This window comes from Moorella humiferrea (assembly GCF_039233145.1).
GTDB classification, from domain to species: Bacteria; Bacillota; DSM-521; order Neomoorellales; family Neomoorellaceae; genus Neomoorella; species Neomoorella humiferrea.
Genome location: NZ_CP136419.1, coordinates 954,072 through 975,728, shown reverse-complemented (window position 1 = coordinate 975,728; position 21,657 = coordinate 954,072). Strand labels below are relative to the sequence as shown.

20 protein-coding genes and 1 riboswitch are annotated in these 21,657 nt (G+C 54.9%); of the genes, 3 read left to right on the top strand and 17 right to left on the bottom strand.

The window, feature by feature from the left end; translation table 11 throughout:
* Window positions 1-22 precede the first annotated feature (22 nt).
* The 7 genes from ylxM to MHFGQ_RS05070 all read right to left on the bottom strand — a co-directional run bounded on the left by ylxM (window position 23) and on the right by MHFGQ_RS05070 (window position 7,237).
* On the bottom strand, window positions 23-391 hold the full coding sequence (ylxM, locus tag MHFGQ_RS05100) for a YlxM family DNA-binding protein (protein WP_106004890.1): 369 nt from the start codon (window positions 389-391) through the stop codon (window positions 23-25).
* A 62-nt stretch (window positions 392-453) separates the two neighbouring features.
* On the bottom strand, window positions 454-1,401 hold the full coding sequence (locus MHFGQ_RS05095; RefSeq protein WP_245907806.1) for an aldo/keto reductase: 948 nt from the start codon (window positions 1,399-1,401) through the stop codon (window positions 454-456).
* A gap of 128 nt (window positions 1,402-1,529) precedes the next feature.
* A riboswitch (cyclic di-AMP (ydaO/yuaA leader) is annotated at window positions 1,530-1,673 on the top strand.
* A 12-nt stretch (window positions 1,674-1,685) separates the two neighbouring features.
* A complete protein-coding gene (locus MHFGQ_RS05090; protein WP_106004888.1) occupies window positions 1,686-2,966 on the bottom strand; it encodes an amidohydrolase in 1,281 nt (426 codons plus the stop codon).
* A gap of 2 nt (window positions 2,967-2,968) precedes the next feature.
* Entirely contained in the window at window positions 2,969-3,904 is a 936-nt protein-coding gene (gene ftsY, locus MHFGQ_RS05085; RefSeq protein WP_106004887.1) for a signal recognition particle-docking protein FtsY, read from the bottom strand.
* Window positions 3,905-3,998: 94 nt separating this feature from the next.
* Window positions 3,999-5,987, bottom strand: coding sequence for a DUF6449 domain-containing protein (locus MHFGQ_RS05080; protein WP_106004886.1), 1,989 nt, complete (start codon window positions 5,985-5,987; stop codon window positions 3,999-4,001).
* On the bottom strand, window positions 5,962-6,861 hold the full coding sequence (locus tag MHFGQ_RS05075; protein ID WP_106004885.1) for an ABC transporter ATP-binding protein: 900 nt from the start codon (window positions 6,859-6,861) through the stop codon (window positions 5,962-5,964). The genes MHFGQ_RS05080 and MHFGQ_RS05075 overlap by 26 nt, the downstream gene beginning before the upstream one ends.
* Entirely contained in the window at window positions 6,854-7,237 is a 384-nt protein-coding gene (locus MHFGQ_RS05070) for a GntR family transcriptional regulator (protein WP_106004884.1), read from the bottom strand. Before MHFGQ_RS05070 ends, MHFGQ_RS05075 begins: the two co-directional genes overlap by 8 nt.
* A 233-nt stretch (window positions 7,238-7,470) precedes the next feature.
* On the opposite strand from MHFGQ_RS05070, the gene MHFGQ_RS05065 reads away from it, so the two are divergent.
* Complete coding sequence (locus MHFGQ_RS05065) at window positions 7,471-8,727, top strand: stalk domain-containing protein (protein ID WP_106004883.1); 1,257 nt, start codon at window positions 7,471-7,473, stop codon at window positions 8,725-8,727.
* 292 nt (window positions 8,728-9,019) lie between these two features.
* Here MHFGQ_RS05065 and MHFGQ_RS05060 read toward each other — a convergent pair whose 3' ends face one another.
* Entirely contained in the window at window positions 9,020-9,424 is a 405-nt protein-coding gene (locus tag MHFGQ_RS05060; protein ID WP_245907805.1) for a YdcF family protein, read from the bottom strand.
* Between the two features lie 425 nt (window positions 9,425-9,849).
* Here MHFGQ_RS05060 and MHFGQ_RS05055 point away from each other — a divergent pair, with 425 nt between their 5' ends.
* Window positions 9,850-11,097 (top strand): IS4 family transposase, encoded by a 1,248-nt coding sequence (locus MHFGQ_RS05055; protein WP_343105502.1) that lies wholly within the window; start codon window positions 9,850-9,852, stop codon window positions 11,095-11,097.
* Between the two features lie 303 nt (window positions 11,098-11,400).
* Here MHFGQ_RS05055 and MHFGQ_RS05050 read toward each other — a convergent pair whose 3' ends face one another.
* From MHFGQ_RS05050 to MHFGQ_RS05015, 8 genes are all read right to left on the bottom strand, one after another.
* Window positions 11,401-12,273: an ABC transporter permease gene (locus tag MHFGQ_RS05050; protein WP_106006364.1), complete on the bottom strand. Its 873-nt coding sequence runs from the start codon at window positions 12,271-12,273 to the stop codon at window positions 11,401-11,403.
* Window positions 12,264-13,181: an ABC transporter ATP-binding protein gene (locus MHFGQ_RS05045; RefSeq protein ID WP_106006365.1), complete on the bottom strand. Its 918-nt coding sequence runs from the start codon at window positions 13,179-13,181 to the stop codon at window positions 12,264-12,266. The genes MHFGQ_RS05050 and MHFGQ_RS05045 overlap by 10 nt, the downstream gene beginning before the upstream one ends.
* Entirely contained in the window at window positions 13,181-14,302 is a 1,122-nt protein-coding gene (locus MHFGQ_RS05040; protein ID WP_106006366.1) for an anti-sigma factor family protein, read from the bottom strand. The genes MHFGQ_RS05045 and MHFGQ_RS05040 overlap by 1 nt, the downstream gene beginning before the upstream one ends.
* Complete coding sequence (locus MHFGQ_RS05035; RefSeq protein ID WP_245907907.1) at window positions 14,265-14,753, bottom strand: sigma-70 family RNA polymerase sigma factor; 489 nt, start codon at window positions 14,751-14,753, stop codon at window positions 14,265-14,267. The genes MHFGQ_RS05040 and MHFGQ_RS05035 overlap by 38 nt, the downstream gene beginning before the upstream one ends.
* Before the next feature lie 128 nt (window positions 14,754-14,881).
* On the bottom strand, window positions 14,882-15,880 hold the full coding sequence (locus MHFGQ_RS05030; RefSeq protein ID WP_106006368.1) for a hypothetical protein: 999 nt from the start codon (window positions 15,878-15,880) through the stop codon (window positions 14,882-14,884).
* Entirely contained in the window at window positions 15,856-16,677 is an 822-nt protein-coding gene (locus MHFGQ_RS05025) for a hypothetical protein (protein WP_106006369.1), read from the bottom strand. The genes MHFGQ_RS05030 and MHFGQ_RS05025 overlap by 25 nt, the downstream gene beginning before the upstream one ends.
* Complete coding sequence (locus MHFGQ_RS05020) at window positions 16,678-17,157, bottom strand: hypothetical protein (protein WP_106006420.1); 480 nt, start codon at window positions 17,155-17,157, stop codon at window positions 16,678-16,680.
* 3 nt (window positions 17,158-17,160) lie between these two features.
* Window positions 17,161-17,598 carry an RNA polymerase sigma factor gene (locus MHFGQ_RS05015; protein WP_245907909.1) on the bottom strand — a complete coding sequence of 146 codons (438 nt, stop codon included), beginning with the start codon at window positions 17,596-17,598 and terminating at the stop codon, window positions 17,161-17,163.
* 250 nt (window positions 17,599-17,848) lie between these two features.
* Here MHFGQ_RS05015 and MHFGQ_RS05010 point away from each other — a divergent pair, with 250 nt between their 5' ends.
* Window positions 17,849-18,016 (top strand): hypothetical protein, encoded by a 168-nt coding sequence (locus MHFGQ_RS05010; RefSeq protein WP_161484966.1) that lies wholly within the window; start codon window positions 17,849-17,851, stop codon window positions 18,014-18,016.
* Between the two features lie 48 nt (window positions 18,017-18,064).
* On the opposite strand, the gene smc is transcribed toward MHFGQ_RS05010, so the two are convergent.
* Window positions 18,065-21,628: a chromosome segregation protein SMC gene (gene smc, locus MHFGQ_RS05005; protein WP_106006371.1), complete on the bottom strand. Its 3,564-nt coding sequence runs from the start codon at window positions 21,626-21,628 to the stop codon at window positions 18,065-18,067.
* Window positions 21,629-21,657: the final 29 nt, after the last annotated feature.

Here is a 21,657-nt window from a genome sequence, read left to right as displayed (position 1 = left end):
GGCTCAATATTCCCCTACGTATCTAATTTTGCCCCATGCTGCCTTCCGGCAGTTCTAGAAGAAGTTGCAATATCCGGGAAACTGCGGCCAGTTCCCCTTCCCCGCCACCCCGGCGGTAGTTTTCCAGATGCCTGATGGCTGCCGCCAGCTGTTCCCGTAAGGTTAATTCCCGCTGCAGGTAACCCAGGCGGGCTTCATAATCCTCCAGGGCTTTGACGGCCCGCTGCAGACCGTCGTACACGGCCTGGCGGCTGATCCCCTCTTCTTCAGCTATTTCCCCCAGGGAAAGATCATGGTGGTAATGAAGTTCCAACCATTTCCTCTGTCGTGGGGTGAGGAGGGGACCGTAAAAATCGTACAGGCGCGCCACCCGGGCCAGCTGGTCAAGCATCAGCACCACCGGAACAATTATAAAGCACCTTATTACCCGTGTCAAGGGCGCGGCTTTGACACTTATATCATCCTGATGGCCAACTGCGGGCACACCTCGGTGCAGTAGCCGCAGAGAAGGCATTTGCTGCGGTCGATCCTGGCCTTACCGTTGACCATAGATATGGCTTCGTTGGTACAGGCTTTAAGGCAGGCGCCGTCGCCTTTGCATACGGTTTCTACCACGGCGAACTCTTTGGTACCGATTTCTATTTTGCCCGGATCTCCGCCGTTAAAATAGCGCAGGTTGTAGTCCACCTCCGCCTCGCTGACCATCCCTACGGCGACGGCAGCAATCCCCGGTATCCGGCGGGCGAAGTCCATGGCCTCGCGGTAGTTGTCCAGGAGGTTGCCCCCAGCCAGAACCTTCATCAGGTAAACCCCTTTGCCGGCAGCTACGGCTGCGGCAATGGCGGCCAGCATGTCTTCCCGGCTGCCGTCGATAATACCCATGCCCCTGATGTTTATCAAGGGAAAGATAACGTCTATTTCTTTTTCGGCGGCCGCCTTCCGCACCGCCGCCACGCTGTGGGTGGATATACCGGCGGCCTTGATCAACCCTTTTTCCCGGGCATCAAGGAGGCAGTGCAAAGCGCCCGACCTTTCCTCAAAAATTCGCTCCGTTGCCCGGGCAGCATGCAGGTGGAAAATATGGATATAATCCAGCTGGAGCTTCTCCCGGGCCTCCTGGATAGCCCGCTCCATATCCTCATAGGTGGCGGCATTGGACTTGGTGGCAATGATTACTTCCCCGTCATAGGCGTGAATGGCCCTCCGGATAGGCTCATAAGTTTCATATACCTGCGCCGTATCGATGAAATTAACCCCTCCGTCCAGGGCCCTTTTGATAATCCTGGTGCAGGTATCAACGTCGAGGTTTTTCTGACGCGGCCCCATAGGTAAGGCCCCGAAACAAAGCTCGGATACCGTCATACCCGTTTTACCCAGCCGGCGGTATTCCACAGACTTCACCCCTTCCATTAAACTCTAATTTTTGAAAAGTCCCCTGGAAAAAACTCTCTAGATTTACCACTAAGTTTTATGTTAACAAAAACAGGTTCCCATGCTACAATAAAAATGCCATCAATTCCATCCTTTCTTCCACCAGATCGCCGAATTTCCTCGGTGGGAAAACGGGGGAACCGTTTTTCTGGGGTTAATCCCGGCATTGTTCTAGATGCCGGGTAGGGCCATCCTGGGTCCGCACCCGTCAGCTAACCCCGTAGGCGTGGAAGGAGGTGGAATTTTTTTTGCCTTCAACCGGCCCGCTTCTTGACCTCTGCATAAATCTCCTCAACGTCCAGGGTTTTTACTTCTCCTCCGCTCATGAGGATTTTACCGTTGACGATCACCGTATCGACGTCGTTGCCGCTGGCGGCATAGACGATATCGGCTTCTACATTATGGGACGGCATCATATGAGGCAGGCGTTTGTTTACTAGGATGAGGTCCGCCTTTTTTCCGGCCTCCAGGGTGCCTATTTTCTTATCTAGTCCCAGAGCACGGGCGCCGTTCAAGGTGGCCATCACCAGGGCCTGGTGGGCGGGAACAGCCGTGGGATCGCCGGAAATTCCCTTCGCCAGCAGGGCGCAGGTGCGTATTTCACCCACCATATCCAGGTTGTTGTTGCTGGCGGCGCCGTCGGTACCGATGGCCACATTAACGCCGGCAGACAACATGGCCTTCACCGGGGCCACACCGCTGGCCAGCTTCAAGTTGCTCTCCGGGCAGTGGGCCACACCGACCTTTTTCTCCGCCAGGATGGAGATGTCTTCGGCGGTTAAGTGGACGCAATGGGCGGCCAGGACCGGGAGTTCAAAGAGGCCCAGCCTGTTTGCCAGGGCTATGGGGGTAGCGCCATAACGGGACTGGATATCTGCCACCTCGCCCTTCGTTTCCGCCAGATGGATGTGGAGGCCCACCCCCAGTCCCGCTGCTGTGTCGGCAACTTTGGTCAGGTATTCCGGAGGACAGGTATAGGGAGCGTGGGGCCCCAGCATGGTGGTAATGCGGCCGTCGCCGGCGCCCTGCCACTCCTTGACCAGGCTGACGCCCGAAGCCAGGCGCCCGCCGTCTTCGTCCTGAAAACCGATGAGCCCTTGACTGAGACATCCCCGCAGGCCGGCCTCCAACACGGCTTCGGCCACGGCGTCCATATTAAAGTACATATCGGCAAAGGTGGTGGTACCGGAGCGGATCATCTCCAGCAGGGCGAGCTTCGTTCCCCAGTAAATATCTTCCCGGGTAAGCCTCGCCTCCCTGGGCCAGATTTTTTTCTCCAGCCATTCTTTCAAGGGGAGATCGTCGGCGTAGCTTCTCAAAAGCGCCATGGCGGCATGGGTATGGGCGTTCACCAGGCCCGGCAGGGCCACTTTATCGTCGGCCTTGATGACGGTATCCGCCTGCCAGCCGGCCGGAAGAGCGTTTGCCGGGCCTACGTAATAGAGGCGGTCGCCGTCGACGGCGATAACTCCCTCTTCAATTACCGGTCCGCTGATGGGGACGATGGTGCAGCCTTTAATAAAAATCTTACCCACCGTTATTCCTCCTTTACCCCAGCCAGGCCGCTGAACAGGGCGGCGGCAAACTCCCGGGGCTGAAATTCCTTCAGATCGTCCAGGCCTTCGCCAAGGCCTACCAGTTTCACCGGGATCCCCATTTCAGCGGCAATGGCCAGGACCACGCCGCCCTTGGCCGTGCCGTCGAGCTTGGTCAGGACGATCCCGGTAACGCCCACCGCTTCGCTAAAAAGCCTGGCCTGGGAAAGGGCGTTCTGGCCGGTGGTGGCGTCAAGGACCAGGAGCACCTCGTGGGGCGCTCCCGGTAGCTCCCGCTCAATCACCCGGCGGATCTTCTTCAACTCGTCCATTAGATTTACCTTGGTCTGCAGGCGGCCGGCAGTGTCCACCAGGACCACGTCGGCACGGCGGTTGCGGGCCGCCTGCAAAGCGTCGTAAACCACGGCTCCCGGATCGGCGCCGGCCTGGTGGCGGATGAGTTCGGCCCCGGCCCTCCCGGCCCAGACATCCAACTGCTCCCCGGCCGCGGCGCGGAAGGTGTCGGCCGCCGCCAGGATGACCCTTTTGCCTTCCTGTTTGAAGCGATAGGCCAGCTTGCCGATGGTAGTCGTTTTCCCCGCGCCGTTGACCCCCACCACCAGGTAAACCGTCGGCGGGGCCGGCGACCAGGCCAGACGCGGTACTTCTTCACCGAGAATCTTTGTAACTTCTTCACATAGCAGCTCGCCGACTGCCGTTGGCTCGGTTATCCGCCTGTTTTTTACTTCCCGTCTTATTCGCTCCACCAGTTCCATGCTGGTATTGGCGCCGACATCGGCCGTTACCAGGATCTCCTCAAGCTCATCAAAAAAATCGTCGTCCAGGCGGCTGCTGGCGTTAAGTAAAATCCCCACCCGCCGGGTAAAGTTATCCCGCGTTTTATTTAAACTCTCCTTTAACCTGCTAAATAAGCTCAAAGTAAGTTGCCCTCCCTTATTCGTATCAAAAGACCCCATCCCTTAATTTAGCAGAGACGGGGCCTTTTGTCCAAGGTTTAATTGGCAACCGGAGCTAATCCAGTTGCTCAACGTATTCCTTTAACGCCGCCGAAAGGGTACCATACGGGTTGATATAGCTGTGGTACTCGAAGGGTCCCGCAGTCGTCCTGCCGTAAAAGATGACTACGATCGGTCTTATGTTCCCGGTGAACTCGGGCGGGGCCTCGATATTAAGGAGTTCCTCGATCACCTGACGGTCCCTGATTTCCACCCGGCGGGGCTTCGCGACCTCGCCGGGCCTTTCGTAATCGGCCGGGTTCTCCAGGGCGACATATTCCACTTCCTCCGGCTGTAAAACAATGCCTTCATAATACCCCTTTTTCTTTAACCATGCGATGACCGACCTGTACCCGTTGAGAAGGGCATATTGATCGCTTCTACCGTTCGCTCCCATCACGTTGATAGTGACGTGATGCTTCCCTCCGGCCGTCATTTCTGCAAAGGTGGCCTCCATAATATCCTGTTTCAACAGGTCTGTAAACTCACGGATCTCTTCCCGGTGGGACAGGATTAGTGGGTTCTTGGGAACTCGATAATCATTGATCTCAATCATCTTTATCTCCTCCGGCTCCTGGGTCAACACGGGAAACCGGGCCTTTTTATACTCGAAGGATTCGTATAGGGGTTTTAAGAAAGCGGCGTATTTCCTCTCATCTACTTCGTAGCGGCGGGCCAAATAACTGCCGTCGGCCAGGGTGTAGATGATATACCGGGTTGCCCCGGTTTGATTAGAGCGGTCGGCCGCCAGCTCACGGTGCAGGCGGACAAGGTGCTCGATGTTGTTCCGATCTTCAAAGAACATCCGGCCTTCGTACCGGGGATCTCCCACATCGGCATCTTTAAGCATCTCCAGGTGTATCCATTCCCCTAAATTGCTACCGAAGTAAACCTTCTGCACCTCTTCCGGAGCGGGAACGCGCCGGACATAACCGGTAACGTCGGTGGCAAGCCCCCACACCAGGACGGCGACAACCGCCCCGTAAACCAGATAACCACGGTAAGAGGCCCATACTTTTAAAGATTTCTGCAGCATGGCCTCGGCCGCAAAATAGCCTAGCAAAGAGCCGAAGAGGTACCCCCAAAGGATTACCGCCGGCGCGCTCCTATACCGGGCGGCGAAATAAGTTCCGGCGAGGAGCATAGCGCAGGTCGTAACGCCGTACTTAAAAACCGGCCGCAGGAAAGGAAAGGCGACGACGTCGCCGGCCGCCTCCAGATGCCGCACCCGATAGACAAGGAAGGCAGCGGCGAAAAGGGCGACGGAAGCAAGCAGGTAGGCGGCCACGGCGCCCGTGGTGAATACATCGCTCCTCGTGCCGGAAGCAAACATCATGAGGGGAAAGTTGTAAGGGAGTTCGCCGGGGTAACTTAAAGGGGTGTATCCGTGGAGCCACCGGCTTAAGTTCTCCACCAGGAGGACGTGCAGCCCATTGGGCAACACCTGCAGGATATAGGTAAAGGCCACATGGGCCATGGCATTGCCCGTAAACATGCCGACCAAAACGGTAAGGGCGAATACCAGGGTATCGAACAGGGCCGTCATGCCCACCCAACGGGCAATGTCCAGGAAGGTATAATACTCCTTTAGATGTGTAGTCGTATTGAGGAGGGCCAGCACCAGTCCGTTAAAGATAACGGGCAGAAAGAGCAAGACAAGCCCCGCTGCGCTGTGGCTCAAAAATAGGCTCAGCCGGCTGCAGGGCAGGCTGTGCATCACCGCCGCCGCCCGGCCGTTGTGAAGATACCCGAAAACAAGGACTCCCAGGACCACCGGCACGATGCAGATCAGGACTATCTGGAACCCGCTCTGGCCCGCGAAAAGGTCCAGGGACCTCCTAAGGATTTCCCGGGCCCAGATTTCCTGCATGGGTAGTTCCTGGAGCATGTGGTTGAAGGGAAGGAGCAGAAAGAGAAAGATGCCGTATAACCCTCCCACCCACCAGAAGCGCTTGAGATCGCTTATTATAAGGCCCCTTTTAAATAAGGACCCCTTGAATATCATAGCCTCTACCTCCCAGTTCGTAGATGAAAACTTCCTCCAGGGTAAGGGGCAGGACGTCCAAAATAACCGGTCCGGCCTGTCGGGCCTCGGCCATTAGCTTTTCCTTATCTCCCTTGACTACTATCTGGAGAACGCTTCCCTTTTGCTGCCGGTGCAAGACGGTTCCCGAAGAGAAGATTTTTTCCGGAATTTGCCCGGTAAAGGCCATTTGGAATTTGTGGATATCGCTTTTCAAATCGTCAAGCTCCCTTTCTAGAAGGAGGGAACCGTTATGCAGGATGCCGACGTGATCGCACACGTCCTCCAATTCCCGCAGGTTGTGGGAGGATACCAGAACCGTAGTTTCCCGTTCAGCCACATCCTGAAGCACGAGACTCCACACTTTCTTGCGCATTATGGGATCCAGGCCGTCCACCGGCTCATCCAGGACCATAACTTGAGGCATGGCGGAAATGCCCAGCCAGAAGGCCACCTGTTTCTGCATCCCCCTGGAAAGGCGGGTGATCCGCCGTCGCGGATCGATGGCAAACACCTGCTTTAAGATCTCATATCTTTTCCAGCTCCAGCCGGGGTAGAGGTCGGCGTAAAAACGGGCCGCCTCCTCGACGCTGTATGGAGAGAAAAAGTACAGCTCGTCGGGAATATAGACGATGATGGCCTTTACATCCGGGTTCTCATAAACCGGCCTACCGGCAACGGTCACGGTTCCTGCATCCTGGCGGTAAACGCCCACCAGGTGTTTAATAAGGGTGGTCTTGCCGGCGCCGTTGGGGCCAAGTAAGCCGTAAACAGAACCCCTGGCAACTTCAATACTGACACCTTTTAGTGCCTCATGACCGCCGAACCTCTTGGTTAGATCCCTGACCTCAATCATCGTTCAGGCCTCCTTTTTTATAGACGGCGCGTACGGTTTCCAGTACCCGCTCCAAAGGTTCACGGAGATACATTAATTCGGCCACGTTATGTTCCAGCTCCTTTAAGAGTTCCTCCCGCCGGGAATTGTGGACACCAGGATCACGTCGGGCGACAAAGTTCCCCTTGGCGCGGATGGAATAAATGTAGCCTTCCGCCTCCAGCTCCTTGTACGCCCTCTGAATGGTATTGGGGTTGACGGCGAGCATGTGGGCTAGATCGCGTACCGAAGGTATCTGCTCTTCCGGCTGCAGTACGCCGGTGATAATGAGCTTTTTGACCTGTTCTTTAATCTGCTCGTGCAGGGGGCGACGATCCCGGAAATCAAGATGAAACATAGGCACCTCCTCTTCTGTATTAGTTTTATTAATACAGTTAATACATAATTATATTAGCCTGCGGACGGCAATCTGTCAATAATATCCTTTTGCGCCTTAAGCACTGCATTGGAGTAAAAATTCAGGTGAGTACTGGCAAAGCCGGGAGGAATTGCCTGCTCGAGGGCGAAAAGAATACTTTGATTCTTGTCGTTTCGATAATAATCGCCCCTACCATTGGCAGGAGGTTTAAAATGAAACGGCTGACGGTTGTACTTGTTATACTTTTATTGACCGCCGGTTTGTCGCGGCCGGGCTTAGCCCAGGGGCAGCAGGAAATCCCGGTCTTTGTAGACGGACTACGGGTCGATTTTGATGTACAACCAATTATCCAGAACGGTCGCGTCCTGGTCCCTTTTCGCGCCACTGGGGAAGCGTTGAAGGTGGAGGTGGCCTGGGACGGCACCACCCGGACGGTAAGCGCCACCGATGGGAAAAACTCCGTCCGGCTCCAGATCGACAACAATACCGCCTACCATAACGGCACCCCCATACCCCTGGATGTGCCCCCGCAGATCCTTAACGGCCGGACGTTGATACCCTTAAGGTTTTTCAGCGAAGCCTTCGGCTGCCGGGTGGATTGGGACGGCGCCCTTATGGAAGTCCGGATTACTTCCCCGCCCGCGGCGATGACGGTGATCGGTTTTTATGCCCTGGGCGACGAGAGAACCAGCAGCTGGACCAACCTCTTTGGCCGGCCCTACCCGGAATACGCGGCAGGAAACACGGATATTGTAGACGAGCTGGCCCTGGGCTGGTACAGCCTGGACAAAGAAGGAAAACTCCTGACCAGGAGCAGGACCGGCTGGCAGCGGCCGGACGGCTGGGAAAGGGTGCTAAAAGCGGCCAGGGAGTATAACCTAAAAACCGAAATGGTCGTCCACGTAACCGACGGGGACGGTACCCTTTCTTCCCTGCTGGCCGATGAGGTGGCGATGAATAGGGCGGTTAACGACATAATGGCAGAAGCGGTATTGTACCAGGGCATTAACCTGGACTTTGAGGGTTTAGGTTATCAAGACACAGGCGAGGAGTTGCAGGCGGTGCGGGACAGCTTCACCAGGTTCGTGGGAAACCTTGCGGGGCGAATTAAAGCTGCCGGCCTTGCCTTAACCCTCACCCTCCACGCCCCCAACAGCGCCTATCAGGGGTACGATTATAAGGCCCTGGGAGGGCTTGCCGACCGGATCATAATCATGGCCTATGACTACGGTTCCACGCCGGAGCCGGTAAGCCTTGTCAAGCAGGCTGTGGAGATAGCCAGGGCTCTTGTTCCGCCGGAAAAGCTGGTACTCGGTATTTCCGCCCCCGCCGAAACTCCGGCAAGTATTTTAACCAAAGTCGGTATCGCCAAGCGTTACGGCCTTGACGGCATCGCCATCTGGCGCTTGGGGCTGGTGCCCGGTGAGATGTGGGATGCGTTGCGGTCTACCGTAATACCGAGGAGGTAATGCCTACCGCATCAAGTGGCTGCTGGGTGACCAGCCGAATTACAAGAGAGAGAAGATTGCAGACCATTTACAAGGGCTACTGCCTCCTCGATTTCTTTTGGCGATTGAGATGATCGGGCGCAGGCTGTAAGGTGGTAATGACTGTTAACAAAGCTAAATAAAAGGTAGACCGTCATTTTAGGATACCAATTTACCATCTTTTGTCTATAACTATTTAAGCATTACGCTTATTTAGGCTAGGATTACACCCCTTTTAATGAAAGACCTTATTACGCACTTAGCAAAGATACATTTACAAGTTATACCCGATCGCTTTAACCAGGTTAGCGATTACCTCTCGTAGTACCAGCGGCGGCCTAAACATGGCTGTTTCATGGACACCGGCGCCGGAAACCTCTATGCCTAGCCGGCGAGCTTCGGTCATGGCCCGTAAAAGGTGAAAATCATGGGTGACAATAATCGCACTTTTCCAATCGTGTTTGCGCATAATGTTGAGGGCCCCAACCAGGTTTTCCCTGGTGTTGCTCGAAGTGACTTCCTCATAAATTACATTGGCAGGGATACCATGGGAAATAAGAACCTGCCGGGCGGCGCTTCCTTCCGGGGTAGGATTAAATCTCCCAATGCCGCCTGTCGTAATTAGCGCCGGCGCATATCCCTGTTGATAAAGAGTTTCGGCCAGTGTAATACGTTCCATTAAAGCCGGGCTTGGACCATTCGCCCAAACAGCAGCACCTAACACTATAATCACATCAGCTCGCTTGGGAGCCGTATTCCACCCAAACCATTCTATATACCAGTACGTACTACCTAATATCAAGGTAATTAAGGCGGCAAAAATTATTGCTACGGATATGTTTCTTTTCATGGCAAGTCTAGAGTATCCCCCCACCTTCCAAAAAGGCTTTACTTATTCCTTTTTCTAGTCCTGTTAAGGCAACCTAATTTCAACTATTCCTATTTCGGCACTAGCGTTGCATAAAGAAAAAATAAACTTGTCAAGGGACATAACGCCCAAAAAACAGCCAAATTCCTGAAATAACCTAGCCTTGCAAGAAAAAACTCCTTATACTAGAGATTGAGGGTAGTCCTTGCCCCAACCTCTAACATAAGGAGGCCCAAATGCAAGGTAAGGATACCACATTATCCACATTTCATCAACTGTTTGCTCCGGTTTCTAACGACTATTTTTGGCAGTTAACCGCCGGTATGGGGGTCGATAAGTACGCTAAGAAGCTAAATTCCCTTCAACTCATTAAACTAATAGCCTTCGCTCAGCTGGAACAACTTAATGGCTTGCGGGATATCAGCAATAGCTTCAATGACCCGCAATTTAGCCGGGCTATCAATTTAGAGAGTATCAGTTTCTCCCAGATAGCGCGCCGTTTAAGGGATTTATCGCCGCAATTCATCCGGCTATTATTCAGCCATCTCACCACCCGGATAGGCCGGGAAATCGGCTTTGAAAACTTAAGAAATACCGCAGGACGTATTTACCTCATCGATTCCACTATCATTAGTCTCTGTTTTACCCAGTACCTCTGGGCCGAGTTTCGCAGGACTAAAAGCGGGATAAAACTCCACCTGCGCTTAAAGTTCTGTGAAGAAGAGGTTCTACCTGATAAAGCAATTGTCACCCCGGCCCGGAAGGCAGATAAAACCCAGATGGATACCCTCGTAGTAGAGGAAGAAGAAGCCTTAAACGTCTTTGACCGCGGCTATGTCGATTACAAGAAGTTTGACAGATACTGTGAAGAAGGCGTCCGCTTTGCCAGCCGCTTAAAGGGTAATGCTCTGGTAGAAATAATCGCCGAGTTGCCGGTAAACCCTGACAGCAAGGTTAAAAAGGAACAGCTTGTTTACCTTGGCAAAGATGGAGTTACCAAAATGAAGCACCCTTTACGGCTGATAACAACCGAAGATACCCAAGGGCAACCGGTAATTATAGTCACCAATGATTTCGAGTTACCGGCGGAAGAATTAAGCGAGATTTATCGTAAGCGCTGGCAGATAGAACTCTTCTTCAAATGGATGAAACAACACCTGCAGGTGAAACATTTTTATGGTAAAAGCGAACAGGCTGTAGAAAACCAGCTCTTCATAGCGCTAATAACCTACTGCCTGATGGTTATGCTGCAATTAAAGGCCGGCTATCAAGGACCATTGCTCACTATTAAACGTTTAATACGCACCTGTCTATATGAGCCCTTTACCTTCTTCGTCCAAAGCCTGCACCGTAAACCCAAACGAAGGTCTTATGGGCGGCACAAGATAGACTATGAAGGCATCTATCAGGATTTAGTAAAGCAAGTTTTAGCTGGCGAAGCTGATTATTTAAACGACGTAACTTATGACCCCTTAGTTCTTTAAGCAACTTTATATGGCAATATGTGGATAAGGACTACCCCTGATAACCTAAGTCCTTTGGCCAGTGAAGGAAGAAAATGCATGGTTGTATACACCATTAATGTTATTATATAACATATTCTTCCTTCCATATATTGCCTTGCACTGTGCTAAAAATTTTTATGCAACGCTAGTGATATGGGGTGGAAAAGTATTTCCGGGTTCCGCCTTCCAGGTCCGGGGTGGCAGGGATATTATACCGGTAAAAGGAAGCTTGCTGAAAAGGCTCAATGGTAATCCCCTTGCACTAACGTCAAAAGGCTTCCCTTAAATATCGCGCCGGTTAAAGACGTAAACTGCCGCCGCCAGCAGAACGACGATATAGACCAGGGTATAGAGGAGCATCCAGTCGCTGGGGGTGGACTGGCTGCCAAAAGGCCCCAGCATCGACTGGGGATTGATAAAGCGGGGAATATCCTGGCCGTTGCCGACGGGGAGCCGGTCGACCACCGTCGCCACCAGCCGGCGGTAGACGGCGTCCGCCGGCAGGATGAGGCTGGTGACCACACCTGTATAAATGGCAGCGGTGCTCTCCACCAGGGCGCCGATCTGTTCTATCATACCCCCGACTACGGCCAGGGCGTAGAGGGCGAAGGCCAGGACGCCGTTACCCAGGGTACTTAGCCTGGTGGTCCCCAGCATGGTGACGGCCAGGAGAACCAGGGGCTCCAGGATAAAGAGGCCCAGGGCTGGCACCAGCCCGGGAATGACCAGACCCGTTTGCCAGTACACCAGGCTGGCCAGGGCCAGGAAAAAGAGGGCGGCGTAGGTGACCAGCATGGCCGCCAGGCCCAGGAATTTCCCCAGGAGCAGGTCGCGGCGGGACAGGGGCCGTACCGCCAGGGTGTACAGGGTGCCGTTTTCGATTTCTCCGGCGACGCTGCCCACGGCGGCCAGGACGGCCAGGCCGGCCGCCAGGAAACTGGCCAGGTAAATCCCCAGGACAAAAAGGGTAACCGCCTGCATCATGGCATAGTAACTGGCGGCGGCGGCGGGATTGGCGGTATTCACCATGTCCCTGGTAATAAAGTGCAGACCGGTGCCGTACAGGATGAGGAAGGCCAGGGTGAGGGCGCCGGCGATGAGGGCCACCTTTTTCCGCCAGGCCTCCCGGAAGGTAAAGAGGGCCATCAACCACATACCTGCTCCCCCTCCCGCACCAGGTGGACAAAGACGTCTTCCAGGGAACTATGGCCGGGCCTCACTTCATAGATGCGGCAACCCCCGGCCACCAGCCGGGCCACCAGATCGGCGATTTCCTCCCGGCCGCCCAGGGCCAGGGTGAGCCGGTCACCTTCCAGTTGTAGTTCGGGGTAACGCCGGCGTAGCTCCGCCACCAGTTCTCTTGTCAGGCCAGCCAACCTGATGGCGACCGTCGCCGGGCCGGCTTGAAGTTCATCCAGGCGGCCGGCGGCCACCACCGTACCCCGGTTGATGATGGCCACCCGGTCGCATACCTGCTCCACCTCGCTCAACAGGTGGCTGTTTAAAAAGACGGTCTTGCCGGCTTCCTTCAGGGCCAGGAGGATCTCCCGCACCTGTAGCCGGCCCAGGGGGTCCAGGGCCGAGGTGGGCTCGTCCAGGAAGACCACCCGCGGGTCGCCCACCAGGGCGGCAGCCAGGCCCAGGCGCTGCTGCATGCCTTTACTGTAATCGGCAACCAGTTTCTGGCCCTCCCCGGCCAGGCCCACCAGTTCCAGGACTTCATGAGCCCGCCGGCTGGCGGCCCTGCCTTCCAGGCCCGCCAGCCGGGCGTGAAAGGTCAATAGCTCTTCTCCTTTCATCCAGCCGTGGAGGCGGAAGTTCTCCGGTAAAAAACCCACCCGGCGCCGGCCCCTGATGTCCTGGGGCGTGTAGCCGGCAACCTTTGCCTCCCCGGCCGTGGGGTAGACCAGGCCCACCAGCATCTTTACCAGGGTACTCTTGCCGGCGCCGTTGGGTCCTAAGAGGCCAAAGATCTGCCCTTCCTCTACGGAAAGGCAGATCTCCCGGCAGGCTACTTGCCGGCCATAGATTTTGGTCAAATTCCGTGCTTCAATTAAGGCCATTATTTGACCTCCGCCGCCACCCGCAGGGCTTCATCCAGGGATAGGCCGGTGATAGCCCGCCAGCTATTACCCTGGCGCCAGGCCAGGATAATCTTGCCGTTAGTAGCGCCGTCGCTAAAGTATACCCCCTGGTTGCCGTTGACCGTGATCTCCCGCGCCGCCATACCCTGGGTCTGCGGGATGGGCAGGGTGTGCTGCCAGTCTTTGATGGCCGCCAGTTGCCGGCGCAAGTTTTCGGGCAGGAAGGGCAGGTTGAGCAGGGCCTCGCGCAGGGCTACCGGGTCGACCCCCTGGGGCGCGTCGATTGTCAGGTCGCGGGCGGCGTACAGGGTAAAACCTTTGCCCGGCTGGCCATAGTCGGCTATGACCAGGGGCGGGATGCTCAAGGTGAAGGACTTGCCCGCCAGTTCGGCCGGCAGCGGGACGCCGCCGTGTTTCCGGAGATAGCTGTTGAGGTTTTCCACATCGGGGGTGAAGGTGATGGTCGGGGCCTGCTCAATGTATACGGCCGCCCTTGCCCGCCCGGCCAGGGTGGCGGGCAGGTCCAGTTGTAAACCGCTGAGGGCTGCCACCTGGTCCGGCTCCACCTTTTTCACCCTTAACTCCGCCCTATCTGGCTTTCGCACCTCTACCCGGCCAAAGTTCTTGATGTCCACTTCTCCCCCCTGGCCGCTTAAAAGTTTATCCAGTTGGGCCATATCTTCGGGGGTGATCTTCACCACCTGGATTTTCTCCATGCGGAAAACGTTGAGGAACTGGGCGGCCAGGCTGCGGCCCGGGGCCCAGCTTAAGAAGACGGCCAAAGCCAAGGCGGCCGCCGCTGCACCGGAAAACCACTTGTGCTGCCGGATCATGTCGCCGATCCTCCTTGTTTTAGTCAGGGGCCGGTTGCTACCGGGCGGGAGGCTCATGGGGGGAACCCGTACAGGACGACCCATGGCCTCGGTTTCCCGCCGGTAAGGCGCCAGGGCAGCACCGGTGCCCGCTGCCAGTTTCTCCAGGCCGTGCAACCTTTCCCGGCAGGCGGTACATGCAGCCAAATGGCCCGCTACCCGGCTTGCCATATCCAAATCCAGTTCGCCATCAAGATAGGCCTGAAGAATGCCCTCCTCCGGACACATGGTCGTCCCTCCCTTCCAATTCGCTGTATAAAGCTATGAAGTGCCGCCGCGCCCGGGCCAGGATGGTACCCACCGAGTTTTTATCCACCTGGATGACCGCGGCGATCTCGGCGTAAGTATGACCTGCGTTCTTTAACAGCAGGCAGATGCGGTGCCGGGGCGGGAGCTTGGCCAGGCATTGATGGACCAGCCGCGCCTCCTGGCTGCGGATGACCGCTTCCTCCAGGGGGATAACGCCGCCCTCCTCCCTGGCTTGGTTCTCCTCGCGGCGGCGGCGCCGCTCTTCGCCGCGCAGGTAGTTGTAGGCCAGGTTGGCGGCCACCCGCAACAGCCAGCCGCCCAGGTTGCTTTTTTCCCGGGGCGGCTGGTAGTACAGCTTGAGGAAGACTTCCTGGGTCAGGTCCTCGGCCGCCGCCCGCTCCCCCAGGAGATAATACAGCCGCCGGTACACCAGGGGATAGAAGCTTTGAAACAGGGCTTCAAATTCCGCAGATTTGATGGGAACCTCCCTCCCTTTAAAACCCCTGCTGTAACTATAACACCGGCAAAGAGGATTTTGTGACAGCGCTCGAACCCTTTTTACCGGGTATTTATCATAATCGCATCCCGGGAAAACAGTTTCAAAAGCGGCCCGCCTTCGCCAACAGTAGCCCGGGCCATCACTTCTGGTTCCGGTTGATTGTACGGAGGCACGGGTAATTTCTGATCCGAGGGGGCCGTAGAAGTTAACCTGTTTTGAATCTTCCAGTTAATATTTCCCTGAAACATTTCGGCAGCCCGGGAGTAAGCTTCAATTTGAACGTTTATACCCCGATTTAACGTCACCCGGATAGGCCCCGAGTTAGTAATAGACCAGTCTGCTTCCAGGTAATCCAAAACCATCTCCAGTCCTGCCCCAATCTTATCGCCAGCTACCTCTACTGCCAAACCAGCAGGGAGAATCAAGGTGCTGCCTGATATCCTGGCAGAAGGCCCAAATCCCTGGTATAAAGGTACCTCCCTCAATTCCAAAAAGAGGGTATCGCCAACCTGGCGGGTAAATAAGCCAGCATTGCGAGCCATCTCCCTTGCTTCCGCTTCAGATGTAGCTGTAACCATCGCCTGGCCAAAAAATACTATTTGATCGGCAGAACTACCCGAACGTAGCTGCAGGTTATGCCACTCGCGTCCCGGCCCCTGGACTGCAATTTTCTTCACTCCTTCCGCCACAGACAACCTTTTTTCCGGCAGATCAACCGTATAGCTTGCCGCGCCAAGGGCCTGGGTCAACCTGGCAGCCAAACTGCTGCTGTTGAAAACATAAATTACCAGACTGATAATTACTATCACGAGGACAAGAATTAAAGCCAAAAAATCATATTTTAGCCGGGGTACATCGTCGCGGCAAAAATAACCCGCCAGAAAAATTTCCAAACCCAGCAATATGAGCACCACCGGCCACCAGTTATTTATTAATTGGGGAACATAGCCCGGCTCGTGCCTGTACACCAGGGTAGCCACGCCAAACAAAATCAGCGCCAGTGCCGTGGAAAAGGAACCTACCCGCCATTGCCTTATGGATTTTCCCTGTGATTGCATCTTTCACCCTCCATCAATTCATTATTTGAGGATACTCCCGTCTTTTCTTCTGTCGCCGGCAGGTCAATCTTACTTCCCAGAGCCAGCCTTAAGCCCCCGCCGATAAATATTGCCGCTATAAATCCCGTTTTGATGAAGTTTATTAATTCATAGCTAAGGTAAGGAACAACCATGCGGTCAAATATAATAAGAATGCCCAGACCAATTAAAACAAGACCCACCCAACGTTGTCTTTCTAACAGCCAGGTAGAAAAACTTCCTTCGCTGGCCGGAACCGATATGTCGTTCGAAACCATTTGCATAACATCAAAGAAACTATACAGCCAGATCACCGGCAGCATGAAAAAGAAAAGGCTTAAGCGCAACCATTCCATAAGAAACATGGCCAGGAAAAATGTAGACATAAACCCCAGCCCCCGCTGCTGCCAGCCAAGGTACATATGCCCGGCGCCCGGGATAATGCTAAACAGCAACGCCCATAACCTGCTCTTATAACCGTTGACTAGACTCTCACTCAGCTCCGCCAGGGGGGAACTATCGGAAACCGTTTCCCCGGATTGGAGGCGACCGCACAGTTGGACGGCGTCAAATAAACTGTAGAGCCAGATAAGGGGGAGTAATATTAACAGCGCAATAAAACCTTTGAACCCGGTGATGACGCTGGCCAATATTACCAGCGCCATCCAGCCGAAGAACGTTGCCATGAAGGCTATACCACGGTTCATCAGACCCAGGTAGAAATGGCCAAGGCCGGGAAAAAAGGATAATATAAAACTTATTAATTTGCTTTTACCCATCTAATTGGCAACCTCCTTATCGATAATTTCCGTAAGTTTATCAGTAGCGTTTTCAAACAGGCGCTCGGACCATCCGAAGGAAATTTTCTCCTCGAGGGTCTGCGCGATTCTTGCTACCCGCACCTGGCTATGCATGGCTTCTGAAACCATAAAGTCGAACCATCCTCCGGCCAAAAGCAGAAGGGTAACGGCAGCCGCTATGGTATAATACTGGATGGCCCTGGCAACCCAGTTACCGCCCGGACCCGTCTTATACTTTTGCCGGGCGCCCATTCCGGCAACCCTGCGGGCAACTCTGGCGGAAAAATCAGGGGAAAGGATTCCGGCAGCCGCCGTTTCATCCTGGGACTCGAAGGCAGCCAGGTAATTTTCAAGGCAAGCTTCACAGTGCCGCAGGTGATCCTCCATGGCCCTCCGCACCCCTTCCGGTAACAGTTCGTCCTTGTATAACCGCCATTCCCGGCGACTGTAATGCGGCACCACTTAACCCCCCTTTAACTTCTCTCTTAGTATTCTGCGAGCGCGATATAAACGCGATTCCACCGTTTTTACTGTAACGCCGGCTTCAGCTGCCAATTCTCGATAACTTTTGCCGTCAAAATAATAGCCCGTAAAAGCATGGCGATAACTTTCGGGTAATTCCCGGCATAAAGACTGTAAGTTGGCTACTGTTTCCCTGTAAATTACTTCATTTTCCACAGAAGTCAGCGGGGCAACCTTGAATACCTCCAACTGCCCGGGATATTCTACTATCATCTCTAAATTGCTTTTTCCTTTGCGTTTCCAATCAATCGCTTTATTGATAGCAATACGGGCCAGCCAGCGTTTGAAACTACCGCCGCGAAAGGTGTGAAGGGAACGGTAAACCTGAATAAAAGTCTCCTGTAAGATATCCTCCGCTGTTTCCTTACCACCTACGATTGGTAAGATTATCGCCAGAAGGAAGGGACTAAAAAGTTCTACTACCCGCGTGAAGGCCCATTCATCTCCAGCTGCAGCCCGTCTGATTAAATCTTTTTCCAGGTATATACCCTCCCCTCCTGTTTACTGGCTTCTCTATTTATTAAGACGTAAAAAAATAAAAATACCCTGCCTTTAGTTTATAGGGTATTTCTCGGCCAACAAAGGGAAAACTAATCCTTGCTTGGAAACTTTTCCTGGAGGTGCCGTTATGACGGATAAAGAAATCAGCGACCGTCAGAAAACTTTCCGGCACGAACTCATACGCGAGGAATCCCCGGAAGAGTTGTGGAACTTGGAGGCAAAGGGAGAGGTTTTACGCGAAAACCCGTACAAGACGCCGCCCAATAATTTGACTACGAAAAGGGATAAAGAATAGCCGTGGACACAAGAAGCCCCGGCCAGAACGGGCGGGGCTTCTCTGTGTTTAAGCCGGCAGTTGCTCCAGCCGTACCGAAACGAGGCGGGAGACGCCTTGTTCCGTCATGGTCACGCCGTAGAGGACGTCGGCTGCGGCCATGGTGCCCTGGCGGTGGGTGATAACGATAATTTGCGTCCGTTCGGCGAACTGACGCAGCATCCGGGCAAAGCGCTCGACATTGGCTTCATCCAGGGCCGTATCCACCTCGTCGAAGATGCAAAAGGCACTGGGCTTAACTTTTAAGAGGGCGAAGATGAAGGCCACTGCCGTCAGGGCCTTTTCCCCCCCTGACAAAAGGGCCAGATGCTGGGGTTTCTTTCCCGGCGGCCGGGCAATGATCTCCAGGCCGGCGTCCAAAATATCCCCGTTGCCGGTCAGCTCCAGGCGGGCCTCGCCGCCGTTGAAGAGTTCCTGGAAGATGGCGGCAAAATGCTCCTGGACGGCGTTAAAGGTGGCCTTGAGCTGCCGGGCCATTAAACGTTCCATCTCGGTTATCACCTGGTGCAGGGCCGCTCGGCCTTCTTCCAGGTCCTTTTTCTGCCGCTCCAATTCATCGACGCGGGTCTTTAAACCTTCGTAAACCTCGATGGCTCCCAGGTTGACTTCGCCTAAACTTTCCAGCTTTGCCTTGAGGCGTTCCCGGACGTAAGGGGCCTTTTTCCGGAGATACGGCCGGGGTTTTTGCAATGCCTTTTGCCATTGGGAACCGTAGCGTTCTGTCAGCTCGCCGTGGACGGCCGCCAGGGCTGTTTCCAGGCGGGCTATATTTACCTCTTCTTGTTGCCGGCGGGCAAGGATTTTGTCCCTCTCGACCCTTAATTTTTCCAGCTCTCGGACCACTTTCTCCTCCTCGGCGGCATGGACGGCGACTTCCTCTTCCAGACCGGTCAATTTTTCCGTAAGCTGTCGGCAGGCGTCCCGAAGCCTTTCTTCTTCCCCGACCAGCCTTTCCAGTTCTCCCTTAAGCTCGTTTTCCAGGGAAGAAGCCTGCTCCCGGGCGGAAGCCAGTTCTTCCTGGCGACGCTGCCACTTTTCCTGTTGCCGGGCCAGCTCCCCTTCCCGGCGGTTTAATTGTTCAAAAGCATTATTTAAGGCCTGAAGGCGGGCCTGATTGACGGCCAGCTCCTGGCGGCAGGAAGCAAGGCGCTGCTGGCAAGCAGCCACTTCTCCCTGGAGTTCGGTCAAACGGAGGTTCAATCCGTCTTCCATGGCTGCCAACCTGTCCAAGAGTTCTTGTTTTTCCGCCCGCTCTTTGTTCAGGTCCTGGAAGTCACCGGTGCCCTGGTCCATTTCTTCAGTAAGCACGGCAATTTTTTCTTCCAGGCGGACCAGGTCCTCTTTGCGCTCACCCTGGCGGTGCAAGAGGTTTTGGAGCCTGCCGCGGCAGTCAAAGAGCCCCTCCGTGACCCGCTGTAAGTCCAGACGGTATTTTGCCAGTATTTCCTGTAAGCTTGCGCTCTTAACCTTTGCTTCTTTGATTTTTGCGTCTAGTTCGGCCAGTTCGGCCTCACTCCGCTGGATGGCCTGACGACGCTGCAGGTAACCGCCCCTCTGTCCGACATTTCCTCCGGTAACCGGTCCCCGGGGCTGGATTAAATCCCCCTCAACGGTAACCAGGCGGACGGGCGGCCTTAATCTTTCCCCCAGGGCGACGGCCCGACGGATATGGTCTACGACCAAAATTTGGCCCAGGAGATAATCAACCGCCGGTCGTACTTCTTCATCGCAAACGACGAGGCCAGCCGCTATGCCTAGCACTCCCGGCTCTTGTAAAGCCCAACTGGCCCAGGTCGGCCAGCGGCGGGGCTCCAGCCAGGCCAGGGGCAGGATGGTAACCCGACCCCGCCCCCGGGTTTTAAGAAAATGGATGACGGCTTCAGCATCCTCCGCCGTCCTCACCAGGATTTGCTGGGCCGCCCCGCCCAGGGCCGCTTCAATGGCTAAGGTTAGCTCTGCCGGTACCTTTAATCGTTCTACCACTACATCCAGGACACCCCTTAAAGCGGTCTCCCCCCTTTTGCTGGCCTGCATGATAAATTTAACGCCTTCAGTAAAACCTTCATATTCGTCCTGGGCCTGATGCCAGACTTTTATTTGAGCGGCCAGGGTCCGGCGGCGTTCCTGCCACCCGGCCAGTTCCCTTTCCAGGGTGGCGAGTTCCTGCTCTTTAAGGCGCCGTTCCCCTTCCAGAACTGCTTTTTCCTCTTCAAGTCTCTTTAATTCTGCTTCCAGCTGCTGTAGCTGTTCTTGCCCGGCCTCAAGTTGCTTTTTAAGGGCCTCCCTTTCATGCTGCCATTCCTTAAGCTGGCGTCCTTTGTGCTCTGCCAGGCGCTCTATGGAAGTCCGCTTTTCTTCCAGACGTACGAGCTCGTTGTGGCAGGCGGCGCGTTCATGGGCCACCTGGAAGAGGTCGGTCTTTATCTTTTCCAGTTCCGCCTCCAGCTCAAGGACTTCTGCCTGGAGGTTTTTTTCCCTCTGCCGGCCGCCGGTAATTTCCTGTTCCAGGCGGGCCTGTTCCCGGACGTTCTCTTCTCTTTCCCGGTTCAGAGCAGCCAGGGCGGCTGCTAGAGCGTTTTTTTCCTCCTCCAGCTGCTGCTGACGGTTGGCATCTTCCTCCTGTTGCCGGGCTATATCGGCCAGCTTTTCCCGGACCAGGTTGATCTTTCCCCCGACGCCGACCAGGCGTTCCCTTAATCCCTGCAGTTCCTGCCGGTACCGCTCCTTCAGCACCGCACGCTGCTGCTGCCGGAGTTGTATTTCGCCGGCTCTGGCGGCAAGAAGTTCTTCCCTGGTCTTTAACCTTTCCAGGTCGGTCCCCAGCTCCTTTAAACGTTCCAGGCTTTGTCGGTGGCGTACTTCTATCTCCTTTGCTTCTCCGGCCTTGATAATTAATTCTATGAGCTTTAAAATCCGGTTTAATTTTTGATAACGCCGGGCGCGGGCCGCCTCCATTGCCGCCGGTTCCAACTGTTCCTTTAAACCCATAATTAGATCCTCTATGCGTATTAAATCGGCCTCCACGGCTTCCAGGCGCTGTTCGGCTTCTTTTTTGCGCGAGCGGTAGCGGGCAATGCCGGCAGCCTCTTCGAGGACCGCTCTTCTATCTTCCGGACGGGCGGTAAAAATTTCTTCCAAGCGGCCCTGACCGACAATAGAAAGCCCCCCTCTGCCGGACCCTGTATCTAAAAACAACTCCTGGATGTCCCGCAGACGGCAAGGAACCCTGTTGATATAATATTCACCTTCGCCGGAACGAAAAAAACGCCGGGTGACAGCTATCTCCTGGTAGTCCAGGGGCAGGCTGCCGTCGCTGTTATCCAGGTGTAAAGTGACCTCGGCCATACCTACCGGGCGCCGTTTTTCACTGCCGGCAAAAATTACGTCGTCCATACGCGACCCGCGCAAAATTTTGGCGCTCTGTTCCCCCAAAACCCAGAGGATGGCATCGGCAATGTTGCTCTTGCCGCTGCCATTCGGCCCGACAATGGCCGTTAGCCCCGGGCCCAACTCCAGCTTGACGCGTTCGGCGAAGGTCTTGAAACCTTGAAGCTCTATAAATTTAAGATACATTTCCGCCTCCTCAAAAAAATAAAGAAAAC

Bases quoted from the DNA above. Each gene is read 5' to 3' on its own strand.
- ylxM (WP_106004890.1), bottom strand. From the start codon at position 391: ATGCTTGACCAGCTGGCCCGGGTGGCGCGCCTGTACGATTTTTACGGT.
- MHFGQ_RS05080 (WP_106004886.1), bottom strand. From the start codon at position 5,987: ATGATATTCAAGGGGTCCTTATTTAAAAGGGGCCTTATAATAAGCGAT.
- MHFGQ_RS05075 (WP_106004885.1), bottom strand. From the start codon at position 6,861: ATGATTGAGGTCAGGGATCTAACCAAGAGGTTCGGCGGTCATGAGGCA.
- MHFGQ_RS05070 (WP_106004884.1), bottom strand. From the start codon at position 7,237: ATGTTTCATCTTGATTTCCGGGATCGTCGCCCCCTGCACGAGCAGATT.
- MHFGQ_RS05065 (WP_106004883.1), top strand. From the start codon at position 7,471: ATGAAACGGCTGACGGTTGTACTTGTTATACTTTTATTGACCGCCGGT.
- MHFGQ_RS05060 (WP_245907805.1), bottom strand. From the start codon at position 9,424: ATGGAACGTATTACACTGGCCGAAACTCTTTATCAACAGGGATATGCG.
- MHFGQ_RS05055 (WP_343105502.1), top strand. From the start codon at position 9,850: ATGCAAGGTAAGGATACCACATTATCCACATTTCATCAACTGTTTGCT.
- MHFGQ_RS05050 (WP_106006364.1), bottom strand. From the start codon at position 12,273: ATGTGGTTGATGGCCCTCTTTACCTTCCGGGAGGCCTGGCGGAAAAAG.
- MHFGQ_RS05045 (WP_106006365.1), bottom strand. From the start codon at position 13,181: ATGGCCTTAATTGAAGCACGGAATTTGACCAAAATCTATGGCCGGCAA.
- MHFGQ_RS05040 (WP_106006366.1), bottom strand. From the start codon at position 14,302: ATGTGTCCGGAGGAGGGCATTCTTCAGGCCTATCTTGATGGCGAACTG.
- MHFGQ_RS05030 (WP_106006368.1), bottom strand. From the start codon at position 15,880: ATGCAATCACAGGGAAAATCCATAAGGCAATGGCGGGTAGGTTCCTTT.
- MHFGQ_RS05025 (WP_106006369.1), bottom strand. From the start codon at position 16,677: ATGGGTAAAAGCAAATTAATAAGTTTTATATTATCCTTTTTTCCCGGC.
- MHFGQ_RS05010 (WP_161484966.1), top strand. From the start codon at position 17,849: ATGACGGATAAAGAAATCAGCGACCGTCAGAAAACTTTCCGGCACGAA.
- smc (WP_106006371.1), bottom strand. From the start codon at position 21,628: ATGTATCTTAAATTTATAGAGCTTCAAGGTTTCAAGACCTTCGCCGAA.